We start from the raw sequence: 21,115 nt of genomic DNA on the forward strand, positions 1-21,115 counted from the left end.
TATGACCTAATAATGAGCAACCTTAAAAATATAGTCATTTGCCTGCTATTTCTGTGTTTAGGTACCCATTCCGCTTTTTCGGAAATACCGGAACCTATCAACTTCTCTTACATCTCCATCAATGAAGGATTGTCACAAAGCACTGTATTCGCCATCGATCAGGACAAACGGGGCAATATGTGGTTTGCCACTTATGATGGGGTAAACAAATATGATGGATACGCATTCACGGTTTATCAGCACAATGAAGATGATCCTAACAGCATTGCCAATGACATTTCAAGAATTGTCAAGACCGATAGTCAGGGACGGGTTTGGATAGGAACACGAGACGGTCTATCTTATTATGATGAAGAAAAAGACCAATTCAAGAACTTTTTCTATGAAAAAAAGGGCAAACGGCAACAGGTCAACGGCATCGCAGAAATCTCTCCTGAGCAATTGTTGGTAAGCACACAGGAAGGTCTGATCATGTTCGACTGCAAAGAATCCAAGTTTGTAGAAGATGCTTTCAGCACTGCCATGCACAAAATCATAGCTTCCGCTCTTTACCGGCATGGTGACATAATCTATATCGGTACGATGGAAGACGGACTTTACAGTTATTCCGTCACTCAAAAAAATCTGGAGAAAGTGACTCCTATACTGGATACCAAGCGGATTCAGGCTATTTTACAGCAATCTCCCACCCGAATATGGATAGCCACCGAAGGGGCAGGCTTATTATTGCTCAATCCGAAAACTAAAGAACTAAAGACATACCTCCATTCCTCCTCTGATCCGAAAAGTATAAGTTCCAATTACATACGTTCTCTGGCATTGGATTCACAAAACCGTCTATGGATAGGAACTTTCAATGATTTGAATATTTATCACGAAGCCAGTGACTCGTTCGTTTCATATAGCAGCAGTCCGGTAGAAAGCGGCAGCCTTTCGCAACGTTCCGTCCGAAGTATTTTTATGGATTCACAGGGAGGAATGTGGCTTGGCACCTACTTTGGCGGTCTCAACTATTACCATCCCATCCGAAACCGATTCAAGAATATACAGCGCATCCCATATAAGAACTCATTGAGTGACAATGTAGTAAGCTGTATTGTAGAAGACAAGGACAAGAATCTGTGGATAGGAACCAATGACGGCGGATTGAATCTATACAACACCAAGACACAACATTTCACCCATTACGCCTTGCAAGAAAACGAGCGTGAAATCGGTATCGGTTCCAACAATATCAAAGCTGTATATGTGGATGAAGAAAAATCATTGGTATATATAGGTACACACGCCGGAGGATTGAACGTCCTACACCGTAACAGTGGACGGATGGAAAGTTTCAATCAGCTGAACAGCGAGCTTGTCAATGAGAATGTATATGCCATCCTTCCCGACAAAGACGGTAATCTCTTATTGGGAACACTCAGCGCTTTAGTCCGTTTCAATCCGAAAGAACGCAGTTTTACAACCATAGAAAAAGAGAAAGACGGCACGCCTTTCACTTCTCAACGAATCACAATCTTATTCAGGGATTCCCACAAACGACTTTGGATTGGCGGTGAAGAGGGTATATCAGTCTTTCAACAGGAAGGACCGGAAATACAGAAAGTTACGATACTACCTGAATCATCAGTTACAAAGTTATTTACCAATTGCATTTACGAGGCTTCCAATGGTATTATCTGGATAGGCACACGTGAAGGAGTCTATTGCTTTAATGAGGAAGAAAAAACAATCAAACGATACACAACAATTAATGGACTGCCCAATAATGTGGTCTACGGCATACTGGAAGATACTTTCGGACGACTTTGGCTGAGTACCAATCGTGGTATTTCCTGTTTCAATCCGGAAACGGAAAAGTTCCGTAACTTTACAGAATCGGATGGATTACAAAGTAATCAATTCAACTCCTCCTCCTACTGCCGCACTTCCAACGGGCAAATGTACTTTGGTGGTATCAATGGTATCACTACTTTCCGTCCGGAATTGTTGCTGGACAATCCATACACTCCGCCGGTAGTAATAACCAAGCTACAGCTATTTAATAAAACGGTCCGTCCGGACGATGAAACAGGCATATTGACTAAAAACATCAGTGAAACTGAAAGTATCACACTGAAATCCTGGCAAACAGCTTTCACCATTGAGTTCGTCGTATCCAATTATATTTCAGGACAACATAATACTTTCGCTTACAAGCTGGAAGGATACGATAAAGAATGGTATTATCTGACAGACAAACGTAGTGTTTCCTACTCTAATCTGCCACAAGGGACTTATCATTTCATGGTAAAAGCCGCCAATAGTGACGGTAAATGGAACACTATCCCAACTGTACTCGAGATTATCGTACTTCCGATATGGTATAAAACATGGTGGGCTATTCTTCTTTTTCTAGCCACTTTTATCGGCTTCATCACTTTCGTTTTCCGTTTCTTCTGGATGCGCAAAAGCATGGAAGCTGAACTGGAAATAGAACGCAGAGACAAAGAACATCAGGAGGAAATCAACCAGATGAAAATGCGTTTCTTCATCAATATCTCCCATGAACTTCGTACCCCATTGACTCTTATCCTGGCTCCTCTGCAGGATATCATCAATAAGATAAGCGATCGTTGGACACGAAACCAATTGGAATATATCCAACGAAACGCTAATCGTCTGCTACACCTTGTCAATCAGTTGATGGATTATCGCCGTGCCGAACTCGGAGTATTCGAATTAAAAGCCAAGAAAGCGAACGCTTACCAACTGATACAAGAAAATTTTTTGTTTTATGATAAACTGGCACGCCACAAAAAGATAACTTATACTCTCCACTCCGATCTGGAAGATAAAGAGGTACTTTTTGATCCTAATTATCTGGAATTGATAGTAAACAACCTGCTTTCGAATGCTTTCAAATATACAGAAAGCGGGCAAAGCATTACTGTCACGTTGAAGGAAGAAAATAATTATCTAGTGTTGCAAGTCAGTGATACCGGTATCGGTATTCCTATCAATAAACAGGGAAAAATATTCGAGCGTTTCTACCAGATCGAAAGTGAACATGTAGGAAGTGGTATCGGACTTTCATTGATACAACGTCTGGTCGAACTACATCACGGACATATCGAACTGGATAGCGAAGAAGGAAAAGGAAGTACGTTCTCCGTCTATCTGCCACAGGATATAAGTATCTACAAGCCCTCCGAACTGGCTGCTAACGGCAATAAGAGCGAGGAGGAACAGGTATATTCCACCAATTCCAAAGAAATGTATTTCATCGACACGGAAAAGGTGGAGAATGAAGCTATAGAATCCGGTGACAAAAAGCGAGGAACCATTCTCATCGTAGAAGACAACAATGAAATCCGGCACTATCTAAGTAGCGGGCTTGCCGAACTGTTCAATATATTAGAGGCAGGAAATGGCGAAGAAGCATTAGAGAAATTGAAAGGAAATGAGGTAGATATTATCGTGACTGATGTGATGATGCCTGTTATGGATGGTATCAAGTTATGCAAAAATGTGAAACAGAACATTCCGACCTGTCACATTCCGGTAATTATGTTATCAGCCAAAAGCGAAACAAAAGACCAGATGGAAGGTCTGCAAATGGGTGCGGACGACTACATCCCCAAACCTTTCTCTCTTTCGATCCTGACCACGAAGATACAAAATATGATGCGTACACGCAGACGTATGCTTGAACGTTATTCCAAGTCTTTGGAAGTAGAACCCGAAAAGATCACGTTTAATGCCATGGACGAGGCTTTGCTTAAACGTGCCGTAAGTATTGTAGAAAAGAATATGGACAATATCGAGTTCTCCACCGATGAGTTTGCCAGAGAAATGAACATGAGCCGCTCCAACCTGCACTTGAAACTGAAAGCGATTACCGGTGAATCCACGATCGACTTTATACGTAAGATTCGTTTCAACGAAGCTGCCAAACTATTGAAAGACGGACGTTATACCGTAGCGGAAGTCAGTACAATGGTAGGATTCAATACCCCGTCTTACTTTGCTACAAGTTTCAAGAAATATTTTGGATACCTTCCGACAGAATACATTAAGAGGACAAAAGGATAAGTCCGAATCCAAAAATGCTCGAAATTTGTTCTCAGATAAATGGAGGAAGCAATATGATAGAAAGAGCATTACAACAAACCATTCATGAGTTCCTCGTTCGACTTAGCCAATAAAGTAAATGAGCCTCTTACCGGAAGAAAATGGGAATATAGTTACACATCCCGGTTCGGAAAGTGAAATTCTGAAGTTACTATCAGACAGCTACCTATATAAAGATATTTTAGATTGGGGACACATCAAAAAGGCAGACAAGATTGTAAAACTCCTTCAAGCACTGGCTTTTCAAATAGGCTCTGAAGTCTCTTATAATAAATTACTCCGGAGAATATAGAAGATTTTTTATTATAAAACAGCAATATGAACCTCTCTTTCATCGCCTGTGACATTTTTGTAGTTATTCTAAGTATTATAGGGGGAAATACAAAAATGTTGCAATCCTCATTATCAAAGGTTTAAGTCCAAAAGCAGGGGTAAAATAGAATAAGTTTACAAAAAACAACAGGATGTTTTCGCTTTTTTCCAAGAGAAAAGTGCATTTTTTCATTAGTGCATTACAGTTGTGTAACCGATAAGTTACACTTGTCTTTCCATATGGTTACACAACAGCAACCAGTCGATTACTCAACTCCAACTCATTAACTCTATCAGACGAACTTATCAAAAGACCAAGATGTTTTGCATAATACAAGTAGACGAGATTATTAATACTACAGCACAATTTTACAAAATGCAACGGCCTTTTCCACGTATCAAACAGGAACATTGCACAAAATTGAAATACTATTCAATAAAATTATCCATAATCAGGCTACTTTACTCCATATATTTGCAGACAGAAGTTACGAAAAGAGTGTAATTTATTGGAAATGAGCATTGGGTAATCGCTCATAATAGTAATAGGTTACGAATTAGTTAGTTATCTACTGCATTATTCTTCTGTGCGTTGCGTAACCTTCAAAGAACTCTTCGTATGCAAAAGTAACAATAAAACGGGAGATTTAGAAATGAATCTCCTGATTTTTTCTTCTCACACAAGTTTTTCCGTAAAAGCGATTTTATCCGTCAGCACACCATCGCCCAAAAAGATTTTGAACGAACGTGTGCCGACTGCCGCATAAGCGGAGAAAAGGGCTTTGCCTCACGCCTAAACAATAGTTTAGACTGATGAGACAAGGCCCCTTTCTTTTGTGCTTATGCCAAAGAGGTGCTTTTACGGGGTTTTGACGATTTTTCTTTTTTCGTTGTCCTTTTGAGCCGGAAGCGGAAAGCCGTGTATGACCGCACATTCCATAAATGGAACAAGCCGTCACTCACGGCAGACAAACCGGGAAGAATGATTTTATCCATCCGACCAAACACGTTTGGCCAAACAGATAAAAACATACTTCCTTGCCGATGGTTTGCTCGGTTTCACGCTACCGGCTATGTTCTTTTCTGTTGGGGATGTCTTTTTCACGGATTTCTCTTTTGAAGTTTTCCTGTCTAATCTGCCTCCACTTCCGTTTACCTCCATTTTCGCGCCTTTCAGTGAGCCGCATCAGGCAGTCATTTTCGTGCTGGGTGCAAAGGTAACTCCGGGATTGTACGGGAAAGCAAGGTCAAGCCTCCTGTTTTCTGGAAAAATCTCCAGCCTTTCGGGTAGTATTTTTCCGAAAAACCTTGCATTCCCTAATCCCTACCTTTTTAAGCACCCGAAACGAAAACGACCGATGCGACAGAAAGACGCATTAAAAAAAATGTCGGATAAACGAGAAGCAGATAAGATAGTTTGAAACTCAACTCCCTCAGCTCTTGAATCCGCATTAAAAAACAAAAAATCAAAAACAAAACGGATATGAGAACGGCAATAGCAACAAAATTCGTGGCATGGGAAGTACCAAGTTTGGAGAACCTGCAAGGCAGCAAGGTGTACGGACTTCGCACCAAACTGAACAATGGTGAGAAATTGAGCCGAGAGGAAAAGGATTGGCTTACACGCAACGTGAACAGCAACACCTATTTCAAGAGCGCAGTACCCTTGCAAGGTTGGATGTTTGACTTTTCCGACATTCTCCGAACCTACATTGTAAAGCAGTATGGACATTGGGCGGAATACAAGGCTACCGACAAGACCGCACTCCGCAGTTTCCTATACGGCAGGATAGACAGCATCGTGGAACTTAACAAATGATACGGCTATGACAGCAACGGTAAATTTCAGACAAATGGCGCAATACATAGGGCTTGCGATATGCACCCTAATCATGCGCACCGCCTTTTGGGTGTCCGGCATCCTTTGGTACATCGTCAGAGAGATAATAAACGGAGTGTTCCGAGTGGCAATAGGGGTAATCGTGGCTATTCTTTCCGTTATCCTGTTCTTCGGCTTCATTCTTTGGTTATTCACCCTTTAATCCCTACCGACATGGCAAAGAGAAGAAGCAAGACAGTGGAGCAACAATGCAGATACTACGAGGTGGGCAACATCTTCGAGTACATGGTGGAAACATACCTCAACGGCAATATGTCCGTGTTCCGTGGACTCTACCACGAACTGAACAAGGACGCACGGAAGGACTTTATAGACTTCCTATTGAGCGAGGTTGAGCCGATTTATTGGAGGGAGATTTTGAAACATACTATTTGACAACTCATAAAAACGACAGCGATATGAAAGGAACAGACCATTTCAAGAGAACGATACAGATGTATTTGGAACAACGTGCGGAGGAAGACACGCTCTTTGCGAAGAACTACCGCAATCCAGCCAAGAACATTGACGATTGCGTAACCTACATTCTGAACTATGTGCAGAAAAGCGGTTGTAACGGCTTCACGGACGGAGAGATATACGGACAAGCAGTACACTACTATGACGAGAACGAGATTGAGGTGGGCAAGCCTATCCAATGCCAAGTGGCGGTGAACCACATTGTGGAACTCACGGCAGAGGAAAAAGCAGAAGCACGTCAGCAGGCAGTCCGCAGATACCAAGACGAGGAACTCCGCAAGTTGCAGAACCGCACCAAGCCGACAAAGGCGAAAACAGAAACCCAAGTTCAACCCTCATTATTTGATTTTGGCTTATGAAACCGAGAAACAAATTTGAAAAAGCAGTTCTTGCCCAAAGCAAGAAACTACGCCCGATAACCCCGATACAGATAAATTGGGCATTCCGTAATTGCGTGGAGCATTATGCACACCGCTTGCCGAAAGGTCGTACCACTTGTATGGATTGCGGTCATAGTTGGGTAATGACGGAGCAGACCGAGCATTGTACGTGTCCCGAATGTGGAGCAAGTTTGAAAGTCTGCCTCACCTATCAGCGCAAGGTAAGACAAAAGCAGTATTTCACAACCCTTACCACAAGCGGAGAATACCAAGTGCTACGAATGTTCTTGCTTGTCGTGGGTATGGAGAAAGGGGTTAATGCCAAGTCCTATGCCCTTGAAATCGGGCAGTATTGGTGGAATGAACAAGGGCGTAAGGCTGTTGTTGCCATTCCACGCACATTGGGATGCTACATCGACACGTTCTCATTCGCTTCTCCTTTTGCTATCCGCAATGACAATGAAGCGTACCGCCATATCTCATATTCCCCGATATATCCAAGATATAAGGTGTTGCCGACGCTCCGCAGAAACGGCTTTAACGGCAATTTCCACGACATTGTACCCACCAAACTAATACCGGCATTATTGTCGGACAGCCGTGCGGAAACGCTGTTGAAGGCAGGGCAATATCCCATGTTGCGCTACTATCTGTACCACTCTTTCAATATTGGAGAGTATTGGGCTTCAATCAAGATATGTATCCGCAACGGCTATACTATTGAGGACGGCTCAATGTGGCGTGACACCATAGACCTCCTGCGTCATTTCGGCAAGGACACAAACAGCCCGAAATACGTTTGCCCTGCCGACCTCAAAGTTGAACACGACAAGTTGGTGGCAAAGCGCAACCTGCAAAGGAAACATGAGCGGACTGAACAGCAACGCAGGAAAGCGATTGAGGACGAGAAACAATATCTGAAAGCTAAGGGCATATTCTTCGGACTTGCCTTTACCGACAGCCTTATTTGCGTCAAAGTCATAGAGAGCGTGGAAGAAATGGCAGAGGAAGGAAGGACGATGCACCATTGTGTGGGCGGTTACCACAAACGAAAAGACTCCCTTATCCTATCCGCCACCATTGACGGAAAACGAATTGAAACGATAGAGGTGTCACTAAAAACTTTTGAGGTGGTGCAGTGTCGTGGCGTATGCAACGAGAACTCCGAATACCACGACCGCATCATCGCCCTTGTGAACAAGAACGCCAACCTTATCCGCCAGCGGATGAAAGCGGCATAATATCGACATCTAACAACTAACATTATGGAAGTAAGATTTGAAAGCATGGTTTTCCTATGGGATGATAAAATCCCCACGATGTTCCTTGAATTTATGAACCTCCTCACTCTTTGTCAGAGTGAGGAGCAATTAAGGGCGAGCGTCAAGGACTTTGCCGAGAAACACGAACTTGACAAGTTCTTCCTTTACGGCTTCGGCTCTCATCATTTCTACCTGCACCAACGCTACACGAGCGACCCCGAAATGGTGATGCAACACAGAGTGCTGTCTGTACATTTCTAATCATCTAAATAACAACGACTATGGCAACAAAATGACAATTAACGGAGTAAGCACCTGCCAATCGGCAGGAACGGAGAACTACGAGAAATTCCAAACGGGTATCGACAGACGCAAACGCACCCTTGTGCAATACGACTACCGCCACACGGACGGGGAACTTTTCTCTTGTGTCAAACCCACATTAGACGAATGTCGAGCCGCACGGGACAAGTGGCTAACGGCAAAGGAAAGGAAGGAGGAGAAGCGATGAACGAAGCAGGCTACCAAACGCTGATAGTCAAATTCAGCGAACCCATTACGGCATTGGACGGCATCTTTGACGATGCCGAAGCGTGGGGAGTTGATACCCTAAAGGGGTGGATAGACAGCTATGAAAGCAGCCGTTTCACTGCCATTGACAGCCATACGGCAGTCATCACGAGCGAGTATAGCATGGAATGTCTGAAAGAGTGGCTGGAAAAATGCACACCCATAACCGAGAAAACAGAATTTTGAACATTGGGGCGGTGTCCGCACCGCCCGAACCATAAACCTAAAAGACAACGGATATGATAGCAAAGACAATTTTAGAGCAGATTGGCGGCAGACGCTTTGCCGCCATGACGGGAAGCAAAGACTTCACAGACATGGGCAACGGCTTGCGCATGAGCCTTGCGAGGAACAAGACCAGTGCCAACCGCCTTGACATCATCTATGACGGAGGGGCAGACCTATACAATATGCGTTTCTACCGCAAGACGTTCAGCAAAAAGACATTCGAGAGCAGGACGAAGGACATTGAAACGCACGAGGGGATATATTGCGATATGCTGGAGGAAATGTTCACGATGGTAACGGGACTTTACACCCGCTTTTGAGGGGTGGGCGGCAAAAGCCGCCTACTTTCTTTCATGAGCATGATGGCGGATAAGAAAGTAGGCAAAGAAACCTTTGTACCAATCTACGATAGTATTCACAAAAACAAGTTTTAATCATGGAAACAATCAGACAGAACGGAAAAACCATCTTGTACAGCAACGACGGCATAAGCATAAAGATGGTTTTCAAGAACCTTACGGGCAGGAATTTTCAAGGTCAGGAATATACAGACTATATCCGGCATATCGCAATCGGCAGCATGGGATTTTCACCCGGTATCATAGAGCATTGCAGGGACGGTGAGGTTGCAGGCAAAGGGACAATCCCGAATGTATGAAAACTGAAACTCCGATGAAGTTGGCGGCTTCATCGGAGTTTCTTTCGTCAGACACTTATTCTTTATGGTACATACAGCAGCGCAAACTCAGCCTTCCTTCGTTTGAGCAGCATGGCGTGGCGTTTCCCCTTATAGTTACAGAAAGCGATATACTCCCGGTAGATGTTCCTGTCACCCGCCTCCAGCTTTCGGATTAGCGTGCTTTTGGGTATCTTCCCACTCCCCAAAAGACGGTACGGACCGACATTGTAGGCGAGCGTGGCAAGCAGAAGCGAATCCTTCCCGAACTGCTGGAACATCGCGCAGAACTTCCGCAGGTCTTTTCGCAGAAGCGCGTCCGCCTGCCGCTTCGTCATGGTGCGTGCCGAATACCTTTCCCCCGGCTGCAACCGATGTCCATATCCTACATACGGGTGATGTTTTTCCGAATGCCAGCCCTCAAAATACTTCGTGCATCGCACCGCCCTCTCAAATGGTGGCAGCCGGTAGATAGCCGCCTGCCCGTCCGTTCCCTCATGGCGTCTGTTCCGTGCGGACACGGAACAGACCGCCAGAAGCGAACAGAGGATAGCCATGAATACACGCATCATCGTGTAAAGGGCTTGAAGTTCCCGATGGGGACAACAGTGATAACCCCGTCATCCTTCACGTTTCGGTTGTTGAAGTCAAATTCCAACTCATAGGAGTTGCCGAAATTGTCCTCCACTACCACGATGAAGTTGTGCGCCTCGTCACCTTGCGCCGTGTAGTACAGCCGGAACTTCTCGTTTTCGAGCAGGTAGCGGTCATTGGGCAGGAAAGTGATGCCGTTGTCCATTTTCAGTGTGCCCTCACCCTCGAACTGGAAATACCGGATGGTATAGAGGGTATTGGCGAAATCGCCCGTTTTCTTCAGCTCACAGCGGATTTCCACCGTCTGCCCCTTTGTGACCTTGTTCGGCACGGGCATGGTTTCCACCGTGAAGGGATAGGATTGCTGGATGTCCATATCGTCGTCGCACGATACGAATGTGAATGACACTGCGGCGAACAGGCAGAGTGCCAACGCCTTGAAGATTGATGTTCTCTTGTTCTTGTTGTTCAGTATGTTCATTATTCTTTGATTTTTAGATTGTTGTTCTTTTGTTGTTTTCTTGATACTTGTTGCAGGTACTCGTTCAAGTCCTTGCAGCCTTGATAGATGCCGGAACGGTCTGTCACCTTTCCTCCGTAGCGTGTCCGCAGGGCTTCCATTGCCCTGCGTCCGGCTTCGTCTCGGTCGAGGTAACAGTCGATGCGCTCGTACCCGTCCAGATGTTTCAAAGCCTTTTCCACGTTGGCGACGGAGTTCAGCACAAGGCAGTCACCCGTTGCCAAACCGAGCGTGACGGCGGACAGGAAGTCCATAAAGCCCTCGAACACGCTGCACACGTCCGCCGGGATGTCCCCCGCCTTGACCAGCGACACGTCCTTTGGTGGTACGCAACCCTTGAAACGGCGGCTTCGGGTTTCATAGCCGCCCGACACGTTCGGAAAGCCGACGGCAAAGTACCGCTTACCACGCACGCCGTAGTTCAGGCGGCAGCAGTGGCGGGATGCAACGGCATAAGGGATGCCTCTTTCCTTCAAATACTCCGTCAGCGGAGAGCGGAGCAGCGGGACGGCTTCCACTCCCTCAAAGGCAGGTTCGGACGGTTCCGGCAGGTACAACGGCTTTTCTGCTGCGGCAAGCGGCATACGGGCGGTTTCCGCTATGAATCTCGCCTGCGCCATGAAATCCCCGCTTCGGGTAAACTCCCCGACAAGCGTGAAGATGTCGCCGCCCTTGCCCAAGCCGAAGTCGTACCAGAGCTGTTTCGCCACGTTCACACGGAAGGAGGGCGTGCGTTCACTGCGGTATGGCGCACGATACCACAGCTCGTTTCCGCTCCTTCGGACAGGCTCATGTCCCAGCCGTGCGAGAAAGTCCGCAATGGGTATCTGCCTCATATTCTCAATGTCCGTCCGTTCCATGCGACGTGTCAGTTGATGATTATCTTGACGCCCGCCCCGAACTGCGTATGGAACTTCCGTGTGTCGCCACCCCACAGCAGGCGCTCCCGGAGGTTGGCGAGCAGGGCGATACGGTCAGCCACGTAAAACTCCACATCGAGCGTCAGCGCACCGCCGTAGATGAAGGCGTCCCGGTCATGGAGCGTGGAGCCGTCATGCAGCACTTTCTCGCCCCAATTCACCGACTCATATCCGGCGAGAGCCGAAGCCCCCGCATAGACGAACACTATTTTACGGGCGTCGGAGAGTATCTTGAAATAATAACCGCCCTCCGCCGTGAACTGCGCCACAGGTATGGCGGTATCCTTGTACGGGTTGTTCTTCAAGAGGTATTCGCCACCGAACACCCACTTGTTACCGTTCTTCGTGTAGGTGGAGAGAGCCGCCCCGAAACTGTAACCGCCATTGTTGCCACTTAAACGCATACCGTCCACAAGGTTAGCTCTCAATTCGATGCCCTGCATCTTCGGCAGGCATCGCTGGGCGTGCGCCTGCCCCGTGAACAGGGCAAGCGACGCGATGATGATTGCGATGTACTTTCTCATGGTCAGCGCACTTGAAGTTCGTTGATGGTATTGGCACGTACCAAGTCCTCGTTTTCAATCACGAAAGACTGGTGACGCCCCCCGTTCTTCTCGTTGAGTTCCACCACGAGGCATTTGTCGTCGGGAATGGTGAACTTCGCCATCGTGAATACCGTGCGCTCGCTCTTCTTGCCCGGCACGAGTGTGGCGTAATTCTGCGCACGGAGCGGCAGGATAATCTGCTCCTGCACGGCGGTACGCTTCGCCACCTTCTTGTCCACGATTTTCCATGTGATGTAGTCCACATCGAAAGGCACGTTGCTCTGGTTCTTTATCTCCGTGTGGAAATAGAGTAACCCATTATGCGTGTAGATACCTTTCAGCAGGTACTGGATGCCGAATCGCTTGCAGCCGATGTGCTTCACCTCACGCTTGTTCTGCTTGTGGATGGACTTCATGATAAGGCGCACCAGCATCGGGCTTTCGCTGCCCAGTTCCTTCAGGTAGATTTCCTGCGCGTTGTTCGGGCGGTTCACCTTCTCGCCGTCATGGATGAAGTCGCACATCTCCACGTTGAGAAGCAGCGGTTCGGAGGCGTACTTCACGTTAAAAGTATAGAAACTCCCGTCCTCCGTGATTACCGACATATTGGTTTCGTTCGGGAAGTTACGCACGGTAGCTTTCACGCGGATGACGTTCTCCGCTCCGTCGGCTTTACCCGCAATCAGGTCGGGCGAGCCTAAATCGACGTAGCGCACCTCCGAGGGGAAAATGACGTGGACGGTCTTGTCGTAGGTCACTTCCAATCCGTGCGGGGGAACCATGCGGTCGAAGGTCAGCTTCTTTGTCAGCCCGTGATACAGATCGCCGTCCGCCTCCTTCTGCGGATAGACCTCCTTTGTCAAGGTCGGTTGTTGGCTTTGCCTTCCTCCTCCTTGCGAGGCATAGTCAAGCGAGCTTGTCTCTGCTCTCGCTTCGTTCGTCGGTTCACTTCCGTTGTTCTCTCCAACGGTTACGTTCTCCTGCGCGTTGGCAGTTATGATGCCCATAGCGAGGGCAAACATGATGATTACTTTTTTCATTCTACTTTGGATTTTAGTGGTAAATAAAAATTTGGTTGTTGTTTTTTTAGTCGTTGATTGTTATTGTTTTCAATCTCTGTCCTGATATAGCATGACCTTGTATCCGGATTTCAGATGCACCTTGACGGTACGCATCTTCTTGGCGATATACTGGCTCGTGCCTTGTATCAGCCCCTTGCCCAAGTCGGAGGCGAGCTGCGCCCCTGCGTTGGTGGAGATATTAATGCTGCTGCCCAGCGAGCCGCCCATGTTGGCGGCAACCTCCCTGACGGCGTTCATCTCCATCGAGTTTGGAATGAAGATGCCGGGCTGTCCGTCCGTGTCATACACCGCCAGTTCTACCGGGATAATCGTACCTGCGTACTCCAGCGAAGTAATTTCAATATCGAGTCGTTCGCCCTGAATCTTTGCCGTGCCTACCACCACTGCATTGCGGGGTATGATTTTGTCCGCCACTGCCATCGGCTCCAGCAGCCGTAATCTTACCGCCTGCCCGTCAGTCACACTCTGCGCCCCATAGACACACGCCGATATGGTGTTCCTGTCCGATACAGTCGTGACACCCACCGCCGTATTGAAACTGCGGTTGCGCTCCTGCGAGAAGGAGGCGACAAACTCAGCGTTGCTCATCGGCTGTGAGAGCGAAGATACCACCTGATGCGTTACCTGCCTGACAGGTGCAGCCGTGTTCTTTCCGGCTTTCTGCACGGGGTAAGGCTCTGCCGCCTGTCCGACAGGTGGCTGTGTGCCGTTCTGCCCGCCCATGTACTTCGCCGCCAGTTCATAGGACTTCTCCATGAGTGCCACTTGGTCATCCATAGCGGATGCCTTGCCTTTCTCGGTTTCCAGTTCCGATTCCAGCGAGGCGATACGCTCTAACAGTTCGTCCATTTCCGCGTTGTCGTTCTTCGGCTGCTCATAGAAGTTGCCGAGCGTGGTATTGAGGTCGCGGTAGGCAGCTGCGGAGGATTGGATGGTTTTCGGAGCGGATGATTTTGCTGTTGCATCTTCCGCATTTCCGGGATTAGCAAGGTCGAAGTCCCTGCCGCCGTCCGTTTCCGCCACCTCGCGGTCGAACATATCGCCCAGTTCCTGCATGGCGCGGCTGCGGTTCTCCTGCCGTTCCTCCATTGCTCCCTGTTCGTAGGCTTTCGCCTTGTCGCCGATGATCTGGCGGTTCGCCTTGTCAGCGTCGGGCATTTCGATGTTGTAACCACCCGTTCCCGGTTGCTGCTCCTTGTCGGAAGACGGGGCGAATATCAGCCACATAGCACCGATGAATACCAGCACTATAGCGGGCAGCACTATCATTTTCTGACGTTTCAGCCTTTGGGCTTCGGTCAGCGGCTTGCGCTCCTTCTTCGGTTTCCCGTTGTCGGGAGCCGCCTTGTTCTCGTTTTTAGGTTCATTCTTCGTCTGTTCCATATAAATAAGGTATTACATTATGATTGTTGTCCGGCTTTATGGACAGTTCCACCTGTCCGGCATGGTCTGTTACCATCCGGCTGCCGTCATTCCTGCCGATTTCATAGACGGCTTTGCCGAAGGTGTAGAGGGCAAGCACCGCAAAGGCGGCGAGCATCGCCAGCACGATGCGCCTGCGTGTCTTCGGGGGCAAACCGTCCAGATAGCCTTTGAGCCTTGCCACCAGCATTTTCTTTTTGTCGTGGAGCTTCCAGTACGCACGCCAAAATGATTTTTTGATTTTCTTCATGTCCGTTTACCTTTTGATGGTTTGTAAATCCTTGTTCTCGATGATGGTGAATCCCTCGATGGTGAAACCGTTGGGATTGTCGTCCGAACGGGACGAGTTCAAGAGGCGGCACGTAGTCACGAGGCTGCGCTCGGTGACGTTGCTCTGCCGGATGATCTTCTGCGTGGCGTAGGTCACGGCACGGTAGGGATAGCCGTTGAAATCGCACACCACGCTGTCCACCTTCAACACCTGATTGATGTTCCCGGCGATGATGCGGTTGTAGTACCCCTTCTCGGCAAAGTCCGAATAGTAGTTGTACACGCTTTTGTCCGCTAATAGCAGGGCGCGTTTCACGTTATGCTCTATCGCGCTCTTTTCGGGTGAGAGCGTGAAGAACAGCTCGTGGAAACGGCGCACGTGTTCCCTCGCTTCTGCCGGACGGTTCTGCGACAAGTCTTGCGAGAGAGCCAGCATCAGCGACTTGCCGTTGTCCAGCACGTAAATCTTTTCCCGTTGCCGCTCCGCGAAGCGGTAGGAACTCCACACGCTCCATACCGTTATTACGGCACACAACGAGAGGAAGACGATACCGAACAGGCGTATCTGCCTGAACGATGATTCGATGTTTTTAAGTGACTTAAATTCCATTGTTGTTTATTCGTTTTTAATTGTCAGTTGATTATTTCAGCAGCTTCCCGACACGTCCGACCACGTTTCCTGCGGCTGCGCCCGCCACGCTGCCCGCCATACTTCCGGCTCGTCCTGCCGTCTGGTTCACGTTGCGACCGTAGCTTCCCATGCCTCCGGCTTGGATAATCCAGCCTGCTACCGTGGGGATGGTGAAGTAACCAATGATGCCGATTATCATGAAGACGATGTACACCCCGTCGCTCGAATCCAGCGAGAAGTTCGGGTCAGCCTGCATCCGTTCGATGTCGCTTTGCAGCATCAGCACTTGTATCTTCGCCAGTATGGTGCTGAACATATCCGACACGGGCAGCCACAGATAGACCTGTATGTAGCGGCATATCCACTGTGTAAGCGTGCTTTGGAAGCCGTCCCACACCGATATGGCGAAGGCTATCGGACCGAGTATCGCCAGCACCACGAGGAAGAACGTGCGGATGGTGTCTATCACGAGGGCGGCGGCTTGGAACATCAGTTCCAGTATCTCGCGGAAGAAGTCGCGGATGCCCTTCTTCATGTTGTACATCCCGCGCTCGATGTACATCCCCGCCATCGTCACCATGTCGCCGGGCGACCAGCCCAGTTCTTCCAGTTGTTTGTCAAACTCCTCATTTGACACGAGGTAGGCGGTTTCGGGATTGCGCATCATCGCTTCGTACTCCAGTTTGTCCTTCTGCTCACGGTATCGGTTCATGTCCAGCGTTTCCGCCTCCAGCATCTTTGCCGTACCCTGCACGACGGGCGACATGATGCTGTTTATCGTACCCAGTACCACCGTCGGAAAGAACATGATGCACAGACCGATAGCGAACGGGCGGAGCATAGGGAACACGTCTATCGGTTCGGCTCTCGCCAGCGACTGCCATACCCGGTAGGCCACATAAAAGAGTGCGCCCAGCCCGGCGATGCCTTTCGCCACGCCCGCCATGTCCCCGCATAGCGGCATCATCTGTTCGTAGAGCGAGCGCAGAATTTGGTGAAGGTTGTCGAAATTCATAGGCTACCAATATCTTTCGTTCATGTTCCCGTACAGCCCCATGATGCGGTCAAGGTCGTTTTTCTTCTTCGCACGCAGGTAACTCACGCTAATGTTCTTGTTGGTGTAGTAGCTCACGAGGTTGCGGTAACGCTTCATTTTGGAGTAGCAGCGTTCCACCACGTCCATGCGCTCCTTGTCCGTCATGGAGAGCGTGGTGATATTCACCACATTCTTCAGTTCCGTCAGCACATCGTTGGATTCCTCCAATAACTTGGTGTAGCCAAAGGCGATGGCTCCCAGTTCCTCCACCGTGAAGTTGTCGTCACGCATCATCTTCTGGAAACTGGTCACATAGGTGTCGGTGATGTCACCCACCATCAGAATGGTCTGCTGCACCTTCCGGGCGTCCTTTACCAGATTGTTCACGGATTTGAGTGCGTCGTAATACTTCTTGCCCTGTTCGTAAATCTTCACGGTCTCTTGAAAATTTTTTATCATATTCTGGGCGGTCGTGGAAGTGTGTACCACGTTCTTCGAGGTGTTCACGATGCTCTGCGCGATGTTGGACGGGTCTATCACCGCCCACTGTGCGCTTGCCCTGCCGACTGCAAACAGGCACAGGCAGATAATAAGTGTTATTCTTGTTCTCATGTTACTTTGGATTTTAGTGGATTTCATTATTTATTGCTCGCCTATCGGATGGTCCGGTTTCGGGTTCACACGCACGTAGTCCCCGTTCGGCGAGAAGGTCAGGATGTCCGTCGCCTCGTTGTAGGACACGTCGATGCGGAATCCGGTGTTCATGAACAGATTGCCGTTCTCCTCCTGCAAGAGATAGGTTTCCGGCTTCAGCTTGCGGCGGATGCCGCTCCGCTTGAATACCGTCACCTTATAGGCTTCGCCCTCCTTGTAGATAAGCACGTCGGGCTTGCCCTCCACACTCTCCCAGTTTCCGCAAAGCAGGTCGCGTCGGTTGTCCGTTATGTCGCAGGATTGCAGCACCATGACCGCCAGCCCGATTAAACACTTGCTGACTTGCAGCATTTTCGTTCTTGATATACTCATACGCATTTTCTTTTTTAGTTGATGAATCTGTTTCTATTTATTCCTTTTTTCTCCGCCTTTCGGCAAGCTGCCGGATGACGGCTTCAATGTCGCCGCCCAACTGTTCCGCCAGACGGTAAACCTCTACTTTTTCCGTTTCTTCGGTGGTGTACGCCAGATACTCTTCAGCACTAACTTCGGTGGCATAGACTGCCGACTGCGTGCCGCCCAGTCCTATCCACACTTCCTTGTAGAGCCTTGACGGGTTGTTCGCCATGTTGATGGAGAGTATCTGCGACTTCTCTTTCTCCGTCAGACCCAACAGGGACTGTATGGCATCAAACTTGTTCATGTACTTCCGCTGGTCAAGGAGTATCTTGCAGTCGGAGTTGTTGATGATGCTCTCCTTGACGACGGGCGAGGAAATGATGTCGTCCACCTCCTGCGTCACCACGATTGCCTCCCCGTAATACTTGCGCACGGTCTTGTACATATAGCGCAGGTACTCAGCCATGTTCGCCGAAGATAGAGCCTTCCAAGCCTCTTCCACTATCAACTGTTTCCTTACGCCTTTCAATCGGCGCATCTTGTTGATGAAGGCTTCCATGATGATGATGGTCACCACAGGGAAAAGCTCGCGATTTTCCTTTATACTGTCAATCTCGAAGACGATGAACCGCTTGCCGAGCAGGTCGATGTTCTCCGTGGAGTTGAGCAGGAAGTCGTAGCGTCCGTCCCGGTAATACTGCCGCATGGTGGTGAGCATATTGTCGATGTTGAAGTCGGACTTCTCCACCTTTATCTCACGTTCCGCCAGTTCGCGGCGGTAGTCGTCGCGCATATACTCGTAGAAGGTGTTGAACGAGGGGACGATGCTCCGGTCAGCCCTGATACGCTCGATATAGGCGTTCACCGCACTGCCCAGTTCGCCGCTCTCCGTCTTCGTCACTTTGTCGTCCTCCGACTTCCAGAGCGTCAGCAGCAATGTCTTGATGCTGTCCTTTTTCTCCACGTCGAACACGTAATCATCGGTGTAGAACGGGTTGAACGAAATCGGTTTCTCCTCCGTGTAGGTGAAGTACACGCCGTCCGCCCCGTTTGTCTTGCACCGGATCATCTCGCACAAGCCCTGATAGGAGTTTCCCGTGTCCACCAGCACCACGTGCGTACCCTGCTCGTAGTATTGCCTCACGAGGTGGTTCATAAAAAAGGATTTGCCGCTGCCCGAAGGACCCAACACGAACTTGTTGCGGTTGGTCGTGATACCCCGCTTCATCGGCAGGTCGCTGATGTCGAGGTGCAACGGTTTTCCCGTAAGCCTGTCCACCATCTTGATGCCGAAGGGCGAGAGCGAACTGCGGTAGTTGGTTTCCTCCGTGAAGAGGCACACCGCCTGCTCGATGAATGTATGGAAACTCTCTTCCGCCGGGAAGTCCGCCGCGTTGCCGGGCATCGCCGCCCAGTAGAGCGTCGGGCAGTCGATGGTATTGTGGTGCGGCACGCACTCCATGCTTGCCAGCTGGCTGCCCACATCGTTCTTGATATGCTTCAGTTCCTCCGCGTCATCGCTCCACGCCATGACGTTGAAGTGCGCCCGTACCGAGGTCAGCCCGTAGGAATGGGCTTCGTTCAGGTACTGGTCTATCCACTCGCGGTTGATGCTGTTGCTCCGGCTGTATCGGGATAGCGACTGCATATTCCTTGCGGACTTCTCGAACTTCTGCAAATTTTCCTCGCTGTTGTCGATAATCACATACTGGTTATAGATGTGGTTGCAGGAAAGCAGCAGCCCCACGGGGGAGGCGAAGGAGAGGCGACAGTCCGAGCGGTCGGTGGAGAGTTTCTCGTAGCGGATGTCGGTAGCCACCTTTCCTGGCATATCCTCCGCGTCGGAGAGGGTGTGCAGGCACAGGCGGTTGTCACCGATACGCATTTCTTTTGCCGAGAGGTCGATGTCCTGCAAGGTCGTGTCGCCTTCGGGCATGAGCGAGAAGTAACGCTCTATCAGCCCGGCGGACTTCTCCGTCCCGACAATCTCGTCGGTGGAGAGGCGGCGCAGCCTCACAAAGCCGCTGTCGTTCATGATGCGCTCGAACTGTTCGGCGGCCTCCATGAACTTCCCGGCGGTTTCCTTGTCCAGCTCCTTCGGGATGATATGTCCCCGGCACAGCGTACTGAAGTTGCTCTGCATACGGTTACGTTCTTTCGTCGTCTTGGTCAAGTAGAGATAGCAGGAGTGTTTCAGGTACGGACGCTCGTTGAAGTGGCGTTCAAAGGAACGGCTCAAGAAACTCATGTCGTCCTTCTGTAACTCCGGCATATATTTCTCCTTGATGAACCAATCCTGCTTATGCACGACGCAGAAGTACGGCAGCACCTTGATAGCCTTGCACCAGCAGCCGTGTATCGCCTCGTACTCTGCGCCCGTCACGGTGTAAAGCTCCGGCAGTTCCACCTCAAAAGCCACCGTGATGTCGGCGTCTTTGGAGATGATGCAGCCATGCTCCACCGCCAGCAGGGGGAACTTGTTTTCCAGTGTTGTCATTTTGGATGTATTTCTCATGTCGTTTCTTCCTTTCGTTGCCGTTTGAGTAATCGGGTGATCCGCCGTCGGTTGATAAGGTATCGGGGATGGCTCCTTGCCGCTCCCAATTTCATCAGCCCGTGTTCGCCGTACCGGGCGTTCAGCGCGAAGGTCTGCCATACGAGGACGGAAGACGATGCCGCGCCGAAGCCGATACATATCCACTGGTCGATGCCGACCATATAGAGGATGACGAACAGGACGAAGAGAGCCAGCAGACCTCCGCAGAAGATGAAGAGGTACTGAGCCTTCAAACCCTTGAACTCGACCGGACGGCCGATACCCTTGTTTATCGGGTATTCAGCCATACATTGTTTATTAAAGGAAGAATGAGCGCAGGATAGTGGCGGCGACAATCAAGAAGATACAAGCCCCGAACCACGAGGCGGCGGTCTTCGAGGTGTCCGGGTCTCCGGACGAGAATTTTCCGTACACTTTCACGCCACCGATAAGCCCGACTACCGCGCCGATGGCGTAGATTAATTTCGTGTCGAGTAGGTCAGCCCCATTGCTGGGGCTTTCCCCTCTAAGAACCGTGCATGAGAGTTTCCCCTCACACGGCTCAAGCAACGCATTGCCATTCTTACTGAAGGAATAGTTCTGCCT

At 49.3% G+C, this 21,115-nt stretch carries 26 protein-coding genes and 1 pseudogene; 13 read left to right on the forward strand and 14 right to left on the reverse strand.

Annotated features, from left to right (window positions below):
- The first annotated feature begins 12 nt into the window (after positions 1–12).
- The 13 genes and pseudogenes from H8S63_RS07040 (at position 13) to H8S63_RS07100 (ending at position 9,882) form a co-directional block, all read left to right on the forward strand.
- Positions 13–4,074, forward strand: coding sequence for a two-component regulator propeller domain-containing protein (locus tag H8S63_RS07040; protein ID WP_186926320.1), 4,062 nt, complete (start codon positions 13–15; stop codon positions 4,072–4,074).
- 87 nt (positions 4,075–4,161) lie between these two features.
- Positions 4,162–4,390, forward strand: a pseudogene (locus H8S63_RS19840) (ATPase); the annotation flags it as partial.
- Between the two features lie 1,045 nt (positions 4,391–5,435).
- Positions 5,436–5,846: a hypothetical protein gene (locus tag H8S63_RS07050; RefSeq protein WP_032588465.1), complete on the forward strand. Its 411-nt coding sequence runs from the start codon at positions 5,436–5,438 to the stop codon at positions 5,844–5,846.
- 62 nt (positions 5,847–5,908) lie between these two features.
- Positions 5,909–6,244 carry a hypothetical protein gene (locus tag H8S63_RS07055; protein ID WP_004310306.1) on the forward strand — a complete coding sequence of 112 codons (336 nt, stop codon included), beginning with the start codon at positions 5,909–5,911 and terminating at the stop codon, positions 6,242–6,244.
- A 7-nt stretch (positions 6,245–6,251) separates the two neighbouring features.
- The gene (locus H8S63_RS07060; protein ID WP_005643957.1) at positions 6,252–6,467 is read left to right on the forward strand and encodes a hypothetical protein; all 216 of its coding nucleotides are present in this window, start codon (positions 6,252–6,254) and stop codon (positions 6,465–6,467) included.
- Between the two features lie 11 nt (positions 6,468–6,478).
- Positions 6,479–6,700: a hypothetical protein gene (locus H8S63_RS07065; RefSeq protein WP_008019901.1), complete on the forward strand. Its 222-nt coding sequence runs from the start codon at positions 6,479–6,481 to the stop codon at positions 6,698–6,700.
- Positions 6,701–6,723: 23 nt separating this feature from the next.
- On the forward strand, positions 6,724–7,143 hold the full coding sequence (locus tag H8S63_RS07070; protein ID WP_004310304.1) for a PcfK-like family protein: 420 nt from the start codon (positions 6,724–6,726) through the stop codon (positions 7,141–7,143).
- Positions 7,140–8,405 (forward strand): PcfJ domain-containing protein, encoded by a 1,266-nt coding sequence (locus H8S63_RS07075; RefSeq protein WP_004310303.1) that lies wholly within the window; start codon positions 7,140–7,142, stop codon positions 8,403–8,405. Before H8S63_RS07070 ends, H8S63_RS07075 begins: the two co-directional genes overlap by 4 nt.
- Positions 8,406–8,429: 24 nt before the next feature.
- Entirely contained in the window at positions 8,430–8,687 is a 258-nt protein-coding gene (locus H8S63_RS07080; RefSeq protein ID WP_005827305.1) for a hypothetical protein, read from the forward strand.
- 31 nt (positions 8,688–8,718) lie between these two features.
- Entirely contained in the window at positions 8,719–8,937 is a 219-nt protein-coding gene (locus tag H8S63_RS07085) for a DUF3873 domain-containing protein (RefSeq protein WP_008770680.1), read from the forward strand.
- Positions 8,877–9,182: a hypothetical protein gene (locus H8S63_RS07090; protein WP_004310302.1), complete on the forward strand. Its 306-nt coding sequence runs from the start codon at positions 8,877–8,879 to the stop codon at positions 9,180–9,182. Before H8S63_RS07085 ends, H8S63_RS07090 begins: the two co-directional genes overlap by 61 nt.
- A 53-nt stretch (positions 9,183–9,235) precedes the next feature.
- Complete coding sequence (locus H8S63_RS07095; protein WP_004310301.1) at positions 9,236–9,544, forward strand: hypothetical protein; 309 nt, start codon at positions 9,236–9,238, stop codon at positions 9,542–9,544.
- A gap of 116 nt (positions 9,545–9,660) precedes the next feature.
- On the forward strand, positions 9,661–9,882 hold the full coding sequence (locus H8S63_RS07100) for a hypothetical protein (RefSeq protein ID WP_004310300.1): 222 nt from the start codon (positions 9,661–9,663) through the stop codon (positions 9,880–9,882).
- 62 nt (positions 9,883–9,944) lie between these two features.
- Here the strand turns inward: H8S63_RS07100 and H8S63_RS07105 are convergent, their stop codons facing one another.
- From H8S63_RS07105 to H8S63_RS07170, 14 genes are all read right to left on the reverse strand, one after another.
- The gene (locus H8S63_RS07105) at positions 9,945–10,472 is read right to left on the reverse strand and encodes a glycoside hydrolase family protein (protein WP_005827312.1); all 528 of its coding nucleotides are present in this window, start codon (positions 10,470–10,472) and stop codon (positions 9,945–9,947) included.
- Complete coding sequence (locus H8S63_RS07110; RefSeq protein ID WP_032595742.1) at positions 10,469–10,975, reverse strand: DUF3872 domain-containing protein; 507 nt, start codon at positions 10,973–10,975, stop codon at positions 10,469–10,471. Before H8S63_RS07110 ends, H8S63_RS07105 begins: the two co-directional genes overlap by 4 nt.
- Positions 10,975–11,874, reverse strand: a complete 900-nt coding sequence (locus H8S63_RS07115) for a toprim domain-containing protein (protein ID WP_004310298.1) — start codon at positions 11,872–11,874, stop codon at positions 10,975–10,977. The genes H8S63_RS07110 and H8S63_RS07115 overlap by 1 nt, the downstream gene beginning before the upstream one ends.
- An 8-nt stretch (positions 11,875–11,882) precedes the next feature.
- Positions 11,883–12,458 carry a conjugal transfer protein TraO gene (locus tag H8S63_RS07120; RefSeq protein ID WP_151858437.1) on the reverse strand — a complete coding sequence of 192 codons (576 nt, stop codon included), beginning with the start codon at positions 12,456–12,458 and terminating at the stop codon, positions 11,883–11,885.
- Positions 12,459–12,460: 2 nt separating this feature from the next.
- A complete protein-coding gene (gene traN, locus H8S63_RS07125; protein WP_032588475.1) occupies positions 12,461–13,519 on the reverse strand; it encodes a conjugative transposon protein TraN in 1,059 nt (352 codons plus the stop codon).
- Between the two features lie 69 nt (positions 13,520–13,588).
- A complete protein-coding gene (traM, locus tag H8S63_RS07130; protein WP_032595739.1) occupies positions 13,589–14,944 on the reverse strand; it encodes a conjugative transposon protein TraM in 1,356 nt (451 codons plus the stop codon).
- Positions 14,925–15,233, reverse strand: coding sequence for a TraL conjugative transposon family protein (locus tag H8S63_RS07135; RefSeq protein ID WP_004308924.1), 309 nt, complete (start codon positions 15,231–15,233; stop codon positions 14,925–14,927). Before H8S63_RS07135 ends, traM begins: the two co-directional genes overlap by 20 nt.
- Before the next feature lie 6 nt (positions 15,234–15,239).
- On the reverse strand, positions 15,240–15,863 hold the full coding sequence (traK, locus tag H8S63_RS07140) for a conjugative transposon protein TraK (protein ID WP_004308925.1): 624 nt from the start codon (positions 15,861–15,863) through the stop codon (positions 15,240–15,242).
- A gap of 31 nt (positions 15,864–15,894) precedes the next feature.
- Entirely contained in the window at positions 15,895–16,899 is a 1,005-nt protein-coding gene (gene traJ, locus H8S63_RS07145; protein ID WP_004308926.1) for a conjugative transposon protein TraJ, read from the reverse strand.
- A gap of 3 nt (positions 16,900–16,902) precedes the next feature.
- Positions 16,903–17,532 carry a DUF4141 domain-containing protein gene (locus tag H8S63_RS07150; RefSeq protein WP_004308927.1) on the reverse strand — a complete coding sequence of 210 codons (630 nt, stop codon included), beginning with the start codon at positions 17,530–17,532 and terminating at the stop codon, positions 16,903–16,905.
- Positions 17,533–17,562: 30 nt separating this feature from the next.
- Positions 17,563–17,946: a DUF3876 domain-containing protein gene (locus H8S63_RS07155; protein ID WP_004308928.1), complete on the reverse strand. Its 384-nt coding sequence runs from the start codon at positions 17,944–17,946 to the stop codon at positions 17,563–17,565.
- A gap of 37 nt (positions 17,947–17,983) precedes the next feature.
- Positions 17,984–20,488 carry a TraG family conjugative transposon ATPase gene (locus H8S63_RS07160; RefSeq protein ID WP_005827325.1) on the reverse strand — a complete coding sequence of 835 codons (2,505 nt, stop codon included), beginning with the start codon at positions 20,486–20,488 and terminating at the stop codon, positions 17,984–17,986.
- Positions 20,485–20,817: a DUF4133 domain-containing protein gene (locus H8S63_RS07165; RefSeq protein ID WP_004311206.1), complete on the reverse strand. Its 333-nt coding sequence runs from the start codon at positions 20,815–20,817 to the stop codon at positions 20,485–20,487. The genes H8S63_RS07160 and H8S63_RS07165 overlap by 4 nt, the downstream gene beginning before the upstream one ends.
- A 10-nt stretch (positions 20,818–20,827) precedes the next feature.
- Positions 20,828–21,079, reverse strand: coding sequence for a DUF4134 domain-containing protein (locus H8S63_RS07170; RefSeq protein WP_255467635.1), 252 nt, complete (start codon positions 21,077–21,079; stop codon positions 20,828–20,830).
- Positions 21,080–21,115: the final 36 nt, after the last annotated feature.

It is taken from the genome of Bacteroides sp. NSJ-39 (assembly GCF_014287315.1).
Lineage (GTDB): Bacteria > Bacteroidota > Bacteroidia > Bacteroidales > Bacteroidaceae > Bacteroides > Bacteroides finegoldii.

Excerpts from the sequence above, each read along its gene's own strand:
- H8S63_RS07040 (WP_186926320.1), top strand. The coding sequence starts at position 13 with ATGAGCAACCTTAAAAATATAGTCATTTGCCTGCTATTTCTGTGTTTA.
- H8S63_RS07055 (WP_004310306.1), top strand. The coding sequence starts at position 5,909 with ATGAGAACGGCAATAGCAACAAAATTCGTGGCATGGGAAGTACCAAGT.
- H8S63_RS07060 (WP_005643957.1), top strand. The coding sequence starts at position 6,252 with ATGACAGCAACGGTAAATTTCAGACAAATGGCGCAATACATAGGGCTT.
- H8S63_RS07065 (WP_008019901.1), top strand. The coding sequence starts at position 6,479 with ATGGCAAAGAGAAGAAGCAAGACAGTGGAGCAACAATGCAGATACTAC.
- H8S63_RS07070 (WP_004310304.1), top strand. The coding sequence starts at position 6,724 with ATGAAAGGAACAGACCATTTCAAGAGAACGATACAGATGTATTTGGAA.
- H8S63_RS07075 (WP_004310303.1), top strand. The coding sequence starts at position 7,140 with ATGAAACCGAGAAACAAATTTGAAAAAGCAGTTCTTGCCCAAAGCAAG.
- H8S63_RS07080 (WP_005827305.1), top strand. The coding sequence starts at position 8,430 with ATGGAAGTAAGATTTGAAAGCATGGTTTTCCTATGGGATGATAAAATC.
- H8S63_RS07085 (WP_008770680.1), top strand. The coding sequence starts at position 8,719 with ATGACAATTAACGGAGTAAGCACCTGCCAATCGGCAGGAACGGAGAAC.
- H8S63_RS07090 (WP_004310302.1), top strand. The coding sequence starts at position 8,877 with ATGTCGAGCCGCACGGGACAAGTGGCTAACGGCAAAGGAAAGGAAGGA.
- H8S63_RS07095 (WP_004310301.1), top strand. The coding sequence starts at position 9,236 with ATGATAGCAAAGACAATTTTAGAGCAGATTGGCGGCAGACGCTTTGCC.
- H8S63_RS07100 (WP_004310300.1), top strand. The coding sequence starts at position 9,661 with ATGGAAACAATCAGACAGAACGGAAAAACCATCTTGTACAGCAACGAC.
- H8S63_RS07105 (WP_005827312.1), bottom strand. The coding sequence starts at position 10,472 with ATGATGCGTGTATTCATGGCTATCCTCTGTTCGCTTCTGGCGGTCTGT.
- H8S63_RS07110 (WP_032595742.1), bottom strand. The coding sequence starts at position 10,975 with ATGAACATACTGAACAACAAGAACAAGAGAACATCAATCTTCAAGGCG.
- H8S63_RS07115 (WP_004310298.1), bottom strand. The coding sequence starts at position 11,874 with ATGGAACGGACGGACATTGAGAATATGAGGCAGATACCCATTGCGGAC.
- H8S63_RS07120 (WP_151858437.1), bottom strand. The coding sequence starts at position 12,458 with ATGAGAAAGTACATCGCAATCATCATCGCGTCGCTTGCCCTGTTCACG.
- traN (WP_032588475.1), bottom strand. The coding sequence starts at position 13,519 with ATGAAAAAAGTAATCATCATGTTTGCCCTCGCTATGGGCATCATAACT.
- traM (WP_032595739.1), bottom strand. The coding sequence starts at position 14,944 with ATGGAACAGACGAAGAATGAACCTAAAAACGAGAACAAGGCGGCTCCC.
- H8S63_RS07135 (WP_004308924.1), bottom strand. The coding sequence starts at position 15,233 with ATGAAGAAAATCAAAAAATCATTTTGGCGTGCGTACTGGAAGCTCCAC.
- traK (WP_004308925.1), bottom strand. The coding sequence starts at position 15,863 with ATGGAATTTAAGTCACTTAAAAACATCGAATCATCGTTCAGGCAGATA.
- traJ (WP_004308926.1), bottom strand. The coding sequence starts at position 16,899 with ATGAATTTCGACAACCTTCACCAAATTCTGCGCTCGCTCTACGAACAG.
- H8S63_RS07150 (WP_004308927.1), bottom strand. The coding sequence starts at position 17,532 with ATGAGAACAAGAATAACACTTATTATCTGCCTGTGCCTGTTTGCAGTC.
- H8S63_RS07155 (WP_004308928.1), bottom strand. The coding sequence starts at position 17,946 with ATGAGTATATCAAGAACGAAAATGCTGCAAGTCAGCAAGTGTTTAATC.
- H8S63_RS07160 (WP_005827325.1), bottom strand. The coding sequence starts at position 20,488 with ATGAGAAATACATCCAAAATGACAACACTGGAAAACAAGTTCCCCCTG.
- H8S63_RS07165 (WP_004311206.1), bottom strand. The coding sequence starts at position 20,817 with ATGGCTGAATACCCGATAAACAAGGGTATCGGCCGTCCGGTCGAGTTC.